This is a genomic window from Maribacter cobaltidurans, assembly GCF_002269385.1.
Lineage (GTDB): Bacteria > Bacteroidota > Bacteroidia > Flavobacteriales > Flavobacteriaceae > Maribacter > Maribacter cobaltidurans.
Genome location: NZ_CP022957.1, coordinates 1011229 through 1024295 on the forward strand (window position 1 = coordinate 1011229; position 13067 = coordinate 1024295).

A 13067-nucleotide genomic window follows, 5' to 3' on the forward strand; every position below is an offset into this window, starting at 1 on the left:
TCTGCTAAAAAGGAGTATGGTTGCTAAACTTACCAAAGGATTTTGGGCCAAAACGGCCAACATTATACTAAGAAATAGAATTCTCATTTTGTTTATTATAGCAGGGATTACCGTATTCCTTGCCATGCAGTGGGATAATATGCGTTTCTCCAATTCGCAAGCCAATCTTTTACCAGATGACCACCCTGTGAATCTGGAATATCAACATTTTTTAAACCAATTTGGCGAAGAAGGTAATGCCGTAGTATTTGCAATTAGGGATTCTGCTTTATTTACTCCAGAAAATTTTAACCGCTGGAACAAGCTAAGCAAACAATTGGGCGCTTTCCCAGAGGTAGACTTTGTACTTTCTACCGATAATTTACAGGAACTTGTAAAGGATACGGTAGAGCAGAAATTTGTAATGCAGCCCTTAATCAAGGAAATTCCCTCATCCGCCGCACAAGTAGATAGTATTATCCAACATCTTTTTAACGAACTCCCTTTCTATGATAATCTTATTTATAACAAGGAATCCGGTACCATTAGAACGGTAATGTACTTGGATAAGGATATTGTAAATACCAGTGTTAGAAAAGATTTTATTCTAAAAGACCTAAGTCATCTCATAAATAGGTTTGAGCAAGAAACCGGTTTGGATGTTCATATTTCGGGAATGCCCTATGTGCGAACCATGAACTCCCAAAACATAATCGATGAAATCGGGAAGTTTATTTTGGCCGCTTTGGGAGTAACCTCTTTAATATTCTTCTTTTTCTTTAGAAGTTTTCGTGCCACTTTTATATCTATGTGTGTGGTAATCATAGGTGTAATGTGGGCCTTTGGTATTCTTGGTCTTTTACAGTACGAAATAACGGTACTTACAGCACTTATACCTCCTTTGATCATTGTAATTGGAATACCTAATTGTATATTTCTTATCAATAAATACCAGCAAGAGGTTAAAAAACATGGTAACCAGGCATTATCCCTACAAAGGGTTATTTCAAAAATTGGAAATGCCACATTGATGACCAATATCACCACGGCATCCGGTTTTGCCACCTTTATTATAACAGATAGTAAGTTGCTGAAAGAGTTTGGTATCGTGGCCTCAATCAATATTATAGGAATCTTTATCCTATCCTTATTGATAATCCCAATCGTTTACAGTTTCCTTTCCTTACCTAAAACAAGACACTTAAAACATTTGAACAAAAAATGGATAGATGCCTTTGTGAGTTGGATGGAAAATATTGTTCGCAATAAAAGAATAGCGGTTTATATCGTTTCCATCTGCCTATTGGTGGTGAGTATAATTGGCATTTATCAAATCGATATTTCAGGAAGTCCCATTGAAGATATGCCCAAAAAGGCTGAGTTTTTTAAGGATATCCGTTTCTTTGAAAATGAGTTCGATGGTATTATGCCCGTTGAAATTGTGGTAGACACCAAAAACCCAAAGGGAGTAATGAAACCGGCAACCTTAAAAAGAATGGACCGTCTTGGAGAGGTTGTTGCCGAGATTCCCGAACTATCCCCTTCCCTATCCGTAGTCAATCTGGTTAAATATTCCAAGCAGGCTTTTTACAATGGGATTCCTAAGTATTATCAGCTACCTACAAGTCAGGAAAATACATTTATCATGGATGTGGCCAGAAAATCATCCGATGATGGGAACTTACTTAAAAGTTTTGTGGACAGTACTGGTCAAGTCGCAAGGATGACTACCTATATGCGCGATGTCAAGACAAGCAGGATGGAACAAATTGAGGAGCGCCTTTTAGAAAACATAAACAAAATATTTCCCGAGGAACGTTATACCGTTTACATGACAGGAAGTGCCCTTTTGTTTTTAAAAGGAACCAAATATCTGGTAAAAAACTTGATTATGTCCCTTGCACTTGCCATTGGGTTGATTGCTTTATTCATGGCCTATTTATTCCGATCTTTTAGAATGATTGTCATATCCCTAATCCCAAACTTGTTACCGTTAATTGTCACGGCTGGTATTATGGGATTTATTGGAGTACCTATTAAGCCATCAACGATTCTGGTATTCAGCATAGCTTTTGGAATTTCTGTGGACGATACGATACACTTCCTTGCCAAGTATAGACAGGAGCTGGAATCAAAAAAATGGCAAATCAAAAAGTCAGTATACGCTGCCTTAAGGGAAACCGGGGTGAGCATGTTTTATACTTCCATTGTACTCTTCTTTGGCTTTTCGGTCTTTGTCATCTCAAATTTTGGGGGAACCGTTGCATTAGGAGCACTGGTTTCGGCAACTTTGCTATTTGCCATGTTGGCCAACTTGATTTTGTTACCTTCTTTATTGTTATCCTTGGAGAAAAGTATAGCCAATAAGAAAACACTAAAGGAACCCCAAATAGACATACTGCCCCAAGACGAGGAAAACGACTAAGCATCGGCTAAAACCACAAGGGATTCATGTATTCTTTTAGGTCAAAAACCTATCTTTGAATTTTTAATTTTCAATCGATTTAACATGCGCTCAGTAAGCATCAAAGAACTACTAACAGGAAAACAATTACTACAGGAAATTACTGTAAACGGATGGGTAAGAACCTTTAGGAGCAATAGGTTTATTGCCCTAAATGATGGTTCTACTATCAATAACATACAATGTGTGGTAGATTTTGAAAAGTTTGAGGATGATATTTTAAGGCAAATAAATACTGGTGCCGCCCTTAGAATAAAGGGAACCTTGGTAGAAAGCCAGGGAAAGGGTCAAAATGTAGAGATACAGGTAAAGGAAATTTTCGTACATGGAGGCGCAGACCCCGAAGTATACCCTATTCAGCCCAAAAAACATTCTTTGGAATTCCTTAGGGAAAAAGCGCACTTGAGGGTACGTACCAACACTTTTTCAGCTGTAATGCGTGTTCGCTCGGCCTTATCGTTCGCTATTCACCAATATTTTAGAAATAATGGTTTCTATTATTTCCATGCGCCCATCATTACAGGATCCGATGCAGAAGGCGCTGGTGAAATGTTCCGCGTGACCACATTAGATGAAAAGAACCCACCCCTAAACGATGATGGAAGGGTAAATTTCAAGGAAGACTTTTTTGGCAAGGAAACCAATTTAACCGTTTCGGGACAATTGGAGGCCGAAGCCTATGCCATGGCCTTGGGCAAGGTTTATACCTTTGGACCTACCTTTAGGGCCGAAAACTCTAATACCTCTAGGCACTTGGCAGAGTTTTGGATGATCGAACCGGAAATGGCATTCTACGATTTGGATGCCAACATGGATTTGGCAGAAGACTTCATTAAAAGTGTTCTCAAGTACGTTCTAGAAAACTGTGAGGAAGATCTTTTGTTTTTGGAAAATAGGCTTTTGGAAGAGGAAAAATCAAAACCTCAAACAGAACGCAGTGAAATGCCTCTTATTGAAAAACTAAAGTTCATCACCGATAATAACTTTAAGCGTGTCACCTATACGGAAGCCATTGAAATATTGAGGAACAGCAAACCGAACAAAAAGAAGAAGTTCCAATATTTAATCGATGAATGGGGTGCGGACCTTCAAAGTGAGCATGAGCGCTACTTGGTAGAAAAGCATTTTAAGTGTCCCGTAATCCTTTTTGATTATCCCGCAAAAATAAAGGCATTTTATATGCGTTTAAATGAGGATGGGAAGACCGTTAGGGCCATGGATATTCTTTTTCCGGGAATAGGGGAAATTGTAGGAGGTTCACAAAGAGAGGAACGTTTGGATGTCCTTAAGGAAAAAATGGCCGCTCTCGATATACCCGAAGAAGAGTTATGGTGGTACCTAGATTTAAGAAAATTTGGTACGGCCGTTCATAGTGGTTTTGGATTAGGATTTGAACGCCTGGTTTTGTTTGCCACCGGTATGGGGAACATTAGGGATGTCATACCTTTCCCAAGAACACCTCAAAATGCTGAATTTTAAGGGTATTTGGTTATTTTTATAGATAACAGAAAAAAAGAATGTTAAAGCAGCACTTACAATTTAAGCTTTCCCAGAAGTTGTCTCCTCAACAGATTCAGTTGATGAAGTTGATCCAGCTTCCTACGCAGGCGTTTGAACAACGTTTAAAACAGGAACTGGAAGAGAATCCCGCACTGGAAAGTGGTAAGGAAGATTTGGACAACGCTTCGGATGATTATGAGGATATTTATGACAACGAAAGCGATAGCGAAACCATTGCTGCAGACGATATCAATATTGATGACTATTTAAGTGACGACGAGGTACCGGATTACAGAACGCAGTCCAATAACTACAGTGCAGACGATGATGAAAAGAGTGTTCCCTATGCCTCTGGAACAACCTTCAACCAATACTTGATAAATCAATTAAACACAGTATACCTTAACGACGAGGAGTGGGCCATTGCCGAGTTTTTAGTAGGGAGCGTGGACGAAAGTGGCTATATAAGGAGACCCATTTCCGATATTCTGGACGACTTGGCCTTTACACAAAATGTGTTTACGGACGAGGAAACCATAAAAAAGGTTTTAGCAATTGTACAGGAACTGGACCCACCTGGAGTGGCTGCAAGATCTTTAGAAGAATGCCTTATAATTCAGTTGGAGCGAAAGGAAATTACTCCTAGTATTGAATTGGCCATCGCCATACTTAAAAAGTCTTTTGATCAATTCACAAAAAAGCATTATAAAAAACTGATTCAAAAGCACAATGTAACTGAGGAGGAATTAAAAGACGCAATAACAGAAATTGAAAAATTGAACCCAAAACCTGGAGGTTCCTATTCTGGTAATAACCGAATTATAGAACACGTAGTGCCGGATTTTTCCATTCGAATAGTAGAAGGAGAACTGGAACTCAGTCTTAATGGACGTAATGCACCAGAATTACATGTTTCCAAGGAGTACAGCAACATGCTCAAGGGGTACAAGGAATCTAAGGATAAAACAAAATCCCAAAAGGACACGGTTCTTTTTATTAAACAAAAGTTAGACGCTGCCAAATGGTTTATTGATGCTATAAGACAGCGACAACAGACTTTGTTCATTACAATGAACGCCATTATGCAATATCAAAAGGAGTATTTTTTGACCGGTGATGAGCGAAATTTACGTCCGATGATACTTAAGGATATTGCAGATAAAATCGATATGGACGTGAGTACGGTTTCCAGGGTGGCCAACAGCAAGTATGTAGACACCCCATATGGTACAAAATTGATAAAGGAATACTTTTCTGAATCCATGAAGAACGAACAGGGTGAAGATGTTTCTACCAAGGAGATAAAAAAAATTCTAGAAACGGTTATCAAAAATGAAGAAAAAAGAAAGCCTTTAACCGATGATAAACTAGCAGCTATTTTGAAAGATAAAGGATATCCAATTGCAAGAAGAACCGTCGCCAAATATAGGGAACAATTGGGGATTCCCGTTGCAAGACTCCGAAAAGAGATTTAATGAAGTTCTTTTTCAAGGTCATATCCTTTATATTCCACCCCATCTTTGCGCCTATAGCAGGAACCATTGCTTATTTTCTATCAACACCTAAGTACAGTCCTTTAGAATTACAAAGTGGCAATATACTTCCTATTTTTATTCTAACCGTAATTATTCCAATCATTGCCTTTTTAATATTAAAAAACCTAGGCGTTGCGAACACGGTCTTCCTCAACTCAGTTTCAGAAAGAAAATACCCTCTATTAATTCATATCATATTACTTGGATTGATACTTATAAAGGTCATTCCCAACAATTACATAGCTGAACTTTATTTTTATTTCGTAGGTCTTATAGGGGCAGCTTTTTGTTGTTTATTTTTACTTTATTTCAATTTTAAAACAAGCCTTCATAGCGTTGGAATTTCTGGAATACTCATGTACCTAATTAATCTAAGCATTCATTTTGAAATCAACATTGTCATTGCCATTGGGTTAATGACTTTTTTTACAGGAATAGTATCCTCCGCCAGATTATATTTAAAGGCACACACAAAATCAGAGGTTATTGTAGGTCTTCTAATTGGCCTGTTGACCCAACTACTTACCGTTAAATTTTGGCTATAGAATATAGAAAATTAGGCCGACCCTTAAGGCTTTAAGACCAATGGATTCATTATTCAAAAGGGCCTTATCACTAAACAAATCAGTTAGGGAATAGTAAATATGGACATTAAAAGTATTGTATCCAACATTAAAAGTAGGCCCATATTGGAATCTATTTACGTCGCTATTGAAAAAACCATCCTTATAGTCAGATGTTACCAATTTTGATCTTGCGCCTACGACATATCCAAATTTAACTCCCGCATAAATTCTCCAAAACTTATAATCTGAAGGGGTGGAATTCCTCCATCTAAACTCTAGGGGGAACTCAATTAAATGGGTCTCAATTTTACTTCTTTTAAAACCGCCGACCAATCCACCAATATCGTATGAAAACCCGTTAGAAAGCTCCCTAACTACCAAATTGGAATAATAGGTGTTCAATGCCAAACCTAAACCTACAGCCAATGCTCTTGTACCGCCCTTGTTCAATGGTATATCCTTTATTATACCCCCTTGTAGTCCATAAGATAAGTTTCTTTGATTTAAATCATCTGGCCTTTTTCTAATAAAGTTGTAGGTAATACCAAGATAAAATTGGTCTTCAAAATAACGCTGGTTGTCACTAACTTCATTGGATGAACTATCTTGCGATAAACAACTAAAATAACATGAAAGGAAAAGTAGGAATATAAATAGCCTCATAACATCAAATTTAAACAAATAAAAAACGCTTCAAATAATTTTGAAGCGTCTTAAAAAGTTTGAAAAATTACTAATTATTGAAGGTTCCTAAATGCGTCACCCTCATATGTAGTATAGTTTACTTTTAATGCATTCACCTTACGCAATTCCTGTTTGATATCAGATATGAGTCCCATACTGGCATTCTTATCGACCTTTAAGGCAGTTGTTAATACATTCTGAAGTTCCTGAGGCTTTTTAGCCCTTTCCATTAAAATATAGTCCCCAACCTCAGATGGCTTGGCAAACTTATCGTTCAATTGTATTTGTGGTTCTGTACCGTATACCTTTTCGTACTCTCTAGTTGGCTTTCCAACATAGATATAAATTACCCTATCCTTTTTTTCAAGTTTCTTTACCTCATTGGCATTGGGCAACACATTTTCTACTTTAAGGGAACTATCCTTCATAACCGTTACCGTCATAAAGAAGAACAAAAGCATAAATACAATGTCAGGAAGTGAGGCAGTTGATACTGCCGGTACTTCTCCATCCTTTTTCTTTGCAAATTTAGACATAGTGTTTTCTAGTTTTCTTCTTTATTAATTCGTAGTTGTTTCAGCTTCTGACAACTTTTGCGGGAACAAATCCTGGATTCTTTTAACCTTTTCCTTTAGTTCCTCTTTAGCATCGTCCGAAGTTTCAGGATTTAAATATTCCGCTTCCATATCCACAAAGTTCTTTCCGTAGAGTCTCTGGGCTTCCCTATCCCTTAAATCGTTATAAGCGCCCACAAGTTCATTTTGAACCGTGATATAGGTTGAATATTTGGTTTCCCTATCATTCTTTAAGGAGATAATTGCCTTTCCAGGACTATCGGATGAAGAAGCATCTCTAGCTCCTTGACAATAGCTACAATAATCTGGACTTCCTTGAGGCGCACCTCCATTGTCCAAGAATGCCATAGCCTTCTCTCTTAGATTAGAAATCTCAATCAGCTCATCATCGGCCAACAATTGACCATTCTTATTTATGTTGACCTGAAAGATATTCTTCTGTTTAATTACAACATCTTGATCTGGCGGTTCAATTGGAGGCAACATACGGTCTAAGCCTGCATCCGTTTCTATGGTAGTCGTTACCAAGAAAAAGATGAGCAGTAGAAACGCGATGTCCGCCATGGAACCTGCATTTACTTCTGGTGCTCCTGCTCTTCTAGCCATAATTTATTTTTTTATTTACCGAATAATTTCTTTACTCCGGGTACAATCATCAAAATAACGGCAGCTACCGTTAAAATAAAAAATACGTTTAGTCCCATCCCAATTTTCTTAACCGTAGACTCACTGGACATTGCCATATATTCTGGTGCAACATCTGTACCACTGGAAAGTACATAGGAAATTCCTACAACTATCGCCAATCCTACGACTACGAACAAAGTTTTCTTAAGCCCTTGAGGGTTAGAGAACAAATTCTTTAATGTGAACAATAATGCGGTCACCACAGCAATCCCCAAAAGAATGTACGTAATCATGAACATGGTATTCATGGCACCGCTTTGAGCCGCCTCCGCTGCAGGCATGTCGCTATCCGGCAACATGTACCAAAGCACAGCACTCAGCAAGCCAATGACAATCAATGCTATTTTTACAATTTTTTGCATAATACTTACAATTTAGTATTTAAAGGTGAAAATTATTTTTTGTGGTCTACCAACATATCGATCAAAGTAATCGAAGAGTCCTCCATATCATTAACGATACTATCAATCTTAGCGATAATATAGTTGTAAAAGATTTGAAGTATGATAGCCGTAATAAGACCAAATACCGTAGTCAATAACGCCACCTGGATATCACCTGCAATAAGGGAAGCACTTAAATTACCTACCGCCGCAATCTTCTGGAAGGCCTGAATCATACCGATTACCGTACCCATGAAACCAAGCATTGGAGCAATAGCGATAAACAAAGACAACCAAGAAACATTTTTCTCCAATTGTCCCATCTGCACACCACCGTAAGCCACAACAGCCTTTTCTGCAGACTCTACACTTTCATTGGCCCTATCCAAACCTTGATAATAGATGGAAGCAACAGGACCTTTAGTGTTTCTACATACTTCTTTGGCAGCCTCTACTCCCCCAGAAGCTAAAGCATCTTCCACTTGTTGCTTCAACTTGGCGGTATTTGTACTTGCCATATTCAAATAAATAATTCTTTCAATCGCTACGGCCAAACCAAGAATTAAACACAAAAGAACGATTCCCATGAAACCTGCACCACCTTGGATGAACTGTTCTTTCAATATTTGGGTAAATCCTCTCTCCGCCTCAGGAGCTGCATCTTGAACTAGCAAAGCCACTGCCGCCACTTTTGCACTTACCATATTTGTACCTGCTACAAACGCCCCAGCTACAGCTAGGCTTGGAAATAATTTTTTCATTTTTTCAAACTTAAATTAGTTAGTTAATAGGGTTAAAGATAAAAAAAAATCAATATAAAAAAAGTAAAACTTACTTGCAGAGAGGAAGGGATTCGAACCCTCGATACACTTTTGGTGTATACACACTTTCCAGGCGTGCGCCTTCGACCACTCGGCCACCTCTCTAGTTTAGCCTTTTTAAAGGTTGGGCAAATAACAAAAAAAATATTAGACAATAAAATTATACCCGTTAATTTTAGTGCATTTCTCCACGAAGGGAAGTTTCAAAAACCGTTTTAAAGTGTTTGCCGGACACTCCACTTCCCAACATGTACATGGCCTTTGAAATAGCGGCCTCCGTGGTAATATCCTTACCATTAATAACTTGCATTTGTTTTAAACGGGAACTCGTTTCGTATTTACCCATAATTACACCACCACCAGAGCATTGAGTCACATTAATTATGTGCAAACCACTATCGATAGCTTTTTTTAAACAATTTAAAAACCAATCAGCCGTAGGAGCGTTACCGGAGCCATAGGTTTCCAAAATTAAAGCCCTTAGACCTGGTGTTTGTAATACGCTTTCCACAAAGGCCCAGTTTATTCCCGGAAAAAGTTTTAACAATCCAATATTGGAATCCAATTTTTTATGAACTATTAAATTTTTATTTCTTTTCTTGGGAAGGAGATACTCCGTGAATACATTCAGGTGAACCCCGGACTCTGCTAAATGGGGATAATTAAAGGATGTAAATGCCTGAAAGTTCTCCGCATTTATTTTGGTAGTTCTGTTCCCTCTATAAAGCTTATACTCAAAATAAAGACACACTTCCTTAATGACAGGCATGCCATTCTTTTGCAATGCCGCAATCTGAATTGATGTAATGAGATTTTCTTTGGCATCTGTTCGTAAATCCCCTATTGGCAATTGCGAACCTGTTAAAATCACTGGCTTATCCAAATTCTCCAATAAAAAGCTAAGTGCGGATGCCGTATAGCTCATGGTGTCGCTTCCATGCAAAACTACAAAGCCATCATATTCAGAATAACTTTCTTCAATAATTGTGGCAATCTTGACCCATTCATCAGGATTCATATTGGAAGAATCTATTGGATTTTCAAATGAAATGGAGTTAATGGAACAGTCCAATTGATTCAATTCCGGAATATGTTTCAAGAGCTTATTAAAATTGAACGACCTTAATGCTCCCGTTTCATAATCTTTAACCATACCAATGGTTCCCCCTGTATACAACAATAAAATCTTTATTTTATCCAAGTTCATGATTTCCATTTTTCATCTATATCCCGAAAACTTCCTTGGAGTTCGCCGTGGTGATTTGAGCGACTTGTTCTATATCCATTTTATAAATATCAGCTACCTTTTCCAATACGTTAAGGATATAGGAACTCTCATTTCTTTTACCCCTGAAAGGGGTTGGGGCCAAATAAGGAGCATCAGTTTCCAATACGATATCATGAATATCGATTTGATTCAAAAAGCTATCTATTTTACCATTTTTAAAGGTAACCACACCCCCTATCCCAAGTTTCATATGACAATCGATCGCTTTTTTTGCTTGTTCCAGATTCCCTGTAAAACAATGAAATATACCTCTCAGATCCTCATCCATTTGTTCTTCCAAAATTTGAAACACCTCATCAAAAGCATCCCGGCAATGGATCACAATGGGCAGTTTATTGTTTTTAGCCAATTGAATCTGACGCCTAAACGCTTCCTGTTGTTCCCTTAAAAATGACTTGTCCCAATATAAATCAATTCCTATTTCACCAATAGCGAAATATTTATTCTCAGTCACAATCTTCTCAATATGTGCCAATTCCGCCTCAAAGTCTTCCTTTACATGGGTTGGATGCAGCCCAGCCATTAAAAAAACGTGGTCCGGGTATTTGTTTTTCAAGTCCAACATTCTCTTTGTGTAGGTGGAATCTATAGCCGGAACAAAAAAGCGTTTGACCCCCATATCCAAAGCCTTCTGGATTAACTCATCCCTATCCTCATCAAAAGCTTCACTATAGAGATGTGTATGTGTATCTGTTATAACCATAGCACAAAAATAGGCTTATATTTGGCTTTTGTGAACATTCAATCGCTATCAATCCCAAGAAAAAGACACACCGTACCGGACATCATGAAATCACTTAAAAAAAAATTAATAAAAAGAGGGTATCATAGAATTCCCCTGACACTCACCAACACCAACCATTTGGAAGTTTTTGCAAAAATCAATGGCAGGTCCGGAAGATTTATTCTGGATACCGGTGCATCCAATACCTGTATTGGGTTCGACCGAATGGACCAATTTGATCTTATCTCGAAATCCTCCGAAATTAAAGCCGCCGGTGCGGGAGCAACGGAAATGGACACCCTTACTTCAACAAAAAACCATATTGAAATAGGCCAATGGAAAAAAAAGAAACTAAAAATTGTTCTTTTTGACCTTGTTCATGTAAATACGGCATTAATCTCCCATAATGCCCAGCCCGTGGATGGAGTTATTGGTGCCGATATTCTCAACAAAGCCAAGGCCATTATAGATTACAGGAAAATGTGCGTATACTTAAAATCCAAGAAGAATGAAAAATAAAAAAGCATCGGTATCCCGATGCTTCTGTTATTATTTAAATACCTTAGGTAATTACATTTCCAAAGCTTTTTTAACGTCGTTGTCCATCAAAAATTCTTCCGGACTTTCCAATGCTTCCTTAACCGCTACCAAGAAACCAACGGATTCCTTGCCATCTATTATACGGTGGTCATACGACAAGGCTACATACATTATAGGAGCTATTGCAATGGCACCATCCCTAGCAATAGGACGCTCCACAATATTATGCATACCTAGAATTGCACTTTGAGGCGGATTGATGATAGGTGTTGACAACATAGAACCGAACACACCTCCATTGGTAATGGTAAAGGTACCTCCAGTCATTTCATCTACTGTTATCTCACCTTCCCTAGCCCGTATCGCCAATCTTTTCACCTCAGCCTCAATTCCCCTAAAAGTAAGGTTTTCAGCATTTCTGATTACAGGAACCATTAAACCCTTTGGTCCAGATACAGCAATACTGATGTCACAAAAATCATAAGAAATCATTTCCTTTCCATCGATCATGGAATTAACAGCTGGATACATTTCCAAAGCCCTTACGACAGCTTTTGTAAAGAAGGACATAAATCCAAGTCCTACTCCATGCCTTTCCTTAAACTCCTCTTTATATTTATTTCGTAATTCGAAAATTGCCGACATATCCACCTCGTTAAAGGTAGTTAACATCGCAGTTTCATTCTTAGCGGACACCAACCGCTCAGCCACCTTTCTCCTTAACATGGACAGTTTTGAGCGTGTTTCCCCACGGCTACCCCCAGTAACGGGAGAGCCCATTGAAGGTTTGGCGTTCATGGCATCTGACTTTGTAATCCTACCATCGCGACCCGTACCGGAAACACTTGATGCATCAATACCTTTTTCATTAAGTATTTTCTTAGCTGCAGGTGAGGCCACACCGGATGCATAGGTTTCCTTGGCTTGAGGAGGCTGAGGTGCCTTTTCACTATCTTCCTTCTTATCCTTTTCTGCCTTTTGACTATCCAAATCCTTTTCGGCATTGCTCGAAGAACCTTCGTCACCTCCTGAAGATGAACTAGCCGCCTTACTGGCACCATCAGGCTTTTCTGCACCGGTATCGATCAAACAAACGACCGCACCCACGGCAACAGCATCCCCGACTTCCGCTTTGAGGGTAATGGTACCACTGGCTTCTGCAGGCAACTCCAATGTCGCCTTATCCGAATCTACCTCCGCAATTGCTTGGTCTTTCTCCACATAATCCCCATCCTCTACCAACCACTCGGCGATTTCAACTTCAGTTATGGATTCCCCTGGTGAGGGAACTTTCATTTCTAGAATCATTCTTTCTATAATT

At 38.6% G+C, this 13067-nt stretch carries 13 protein-coding genes and 1 tRNA gene; 5 read left to right on the top strand and 9 right to left on the bottom strand.

Annotated elements, in window-relative coordinates:
• The first annotated feature begins 16 nt into the window (after positions 1-16).
• From CJ263_RS04410 to CJ263_RS04425, 4 genes are all read left to right on the top strand, one after another.
• Entirely contained in the window at positions 17-2404 is a 2388-nt protein-coding gene (locus CJ263_RS04410; RefSeq protein ID WP_094996150.1) for an efflux RND transporter permease subunit, read from the top strand.
• An 84-nt stretch (positions 2405-2488) separates the two neighbouring features.
• A complete protein-coding gene (gene asnS, locus CJ263_RS04415; RefSeq protein ID WP_094996151.1) occupies positions 2489-3922 on the top strand; it encodes an asparagine--tRNA ligase in 1434 nt (477 codons plus the stop codon).
• A gap of 38 nt (positions 3923-3960) precedes the next feature.
• On the top strand, positions 3961-5418 hold the full coding sequence (gene rpoN / locus CJ263_RS04420; protein ID WP_094996152.1) for an RNA polymerase factor sigma-54: 1458 nt from the start codon (positions 3961-3963) through the stop codon (positions 5416-5418).
• Complete coding sequence (locus CJ263_RS04425; RefSeq protein ID WP_094996153.1) at positions 5418-6023, top strand: hypothetical protein; 606 nt, start codon at positions 5418-5420, stop codon at positions 6021-6023. The genes rpoN and CJ263_RS04425 overlap by 1 nt, the downstream gene beginning before the upstream one ends.
• On the opposite strand, the gene CJ263_RS04430 is transcribed toward CJ263_RS04425, so the two are convergent.
• The 8 genes from CJ263_RS04430 to CJ263_RS04465 all read right to left on the bottom strand — a co-directional run bounded on the left by CJ263_RS04430 (position 6018) and on the right by CJ263_RS04465 (position 11185).
• Positions 6018-6707 (bottom strand): porin family protein, encoded by a 690-nt coding sequence (locus CJ263_RS04430; RefSeq protein ID WP_094996154.1) that lies wholly within the window; start codon positions 6705-6707, stop codon positions 6018-6020. The genes CJ263_RS04425 and CJ263_RS04430 overlap by 6 nt on opposite strands.
• 74 nt (positions 6708-6781) lie before the next feature.
• Positions 6782-7264 carry an ExbD/TolR family protein gene (locus CJ263_RS04435; RefSeq protein ID WP_094996155.1) on the bottom strand — a complete coding sequence of 161 codons (483 nt, stop codon included), beginning with the start codon at positions 7262-7264 and terminating at the stop codon, positions 6782-6784.
• A 24-nt stretch (positions 7265-7288) separates the two neighbouring features.
• Entirely contained in the window at positions 7289-7909 is a 621-nt protein-coding gene (locus CJ263_RS04440; protein ID WP_094996156.1) for an ExbD/TolR family protein, read from the bottom strand.
• 11 nt (positions 7910-7920) lie between these two features.
• Positions 7921-8352: a hypothetical protein gene (locus CJ263_RS04445; protein ID WP_094996157.1), complete on the bottom strand. Its 432-nt coding sequence runs from the start codon at positions 8350-8352 to the stop codon at positions 7921-7923.
• A gap of 32 nt (positions 8353-8384) precedes the next feature.
• Positions 8385-9134 (bottom strand): MotA/TolQ/ExbB proton channel family protein, encoded by a 750-nt coding sequence (locus CJ263_RS04450; RefSeq protein ID WP_094996158.1) that lies wholly within the window; start codon positions 9132-9134, stop codon positions 8385-8387.
• 77 nt (positions 9135-9211) lie between these two features.
• A tRNA-Ser gene (locus CJ263_RS04455) sits at positions 9212-9299 on the bottom strand.
• A 70-nt stretch (positions 9300-9369) separates the two neighbouring features.
• On the bottom strand, positions 9370-10401 hold the full coding sequence (locus tag CJ263_RS04460; protein ID WP_094999106.1) for an asparaginase: 1032 nt from the start codon (positions 10399-10401) through the stop codon (positions 9370-9372).
• A gap of 16 nt (positions 10402-10417) precedes the next feature.
• A complete protein-coding gene (locus CJ263_RS04465) occupies positions 10418-11185 on the bottom strand; it encodes a TatD family hydrolase (RefSeq protein ID WP_094996159.1) in 768 nt (255 codons plus the stop codon).
• An 84-nt stretch (positions 11186-11269) separates the two neighbouring features.
• Here CJ263_RS04465 and CJ263_RS04470 point away from each other — a divergent pair, with 84 nt between their 5' ends.
• Positions 11270-11725: a retropepsin-like aspartic protease family protein gene (locus tag CJ263_RS04470; protein ID WP_094999107.1), complete on the top strand. Its 456-nt coding sequence runs from the start codon at positions 11270-11272 to the stop codon at positions 11723-11725.
• Positions 11726-11776: 51 nt separating this feature from the next.
• Here CJ263_RS04470 and odhB read toward each other — a convergent pair whose 3' ends face one another.
• Positions 11777-13054: a 2-oxoglutarate dehydrogenase complex dihydrolipoyllysine-residue succinyltransferase gene (gene odhB, locus CJ263_RS04475; RefSeq protein ID WP_094996160.1), complete on the bottom strand. Its 1278-nt coding sequence runs from the start codon at positions 13052-13054 to the stop codon at positions 11777-11779.
• Between the last annotated feature and the right edge of the window lie 13 nt (positions 13055-13067).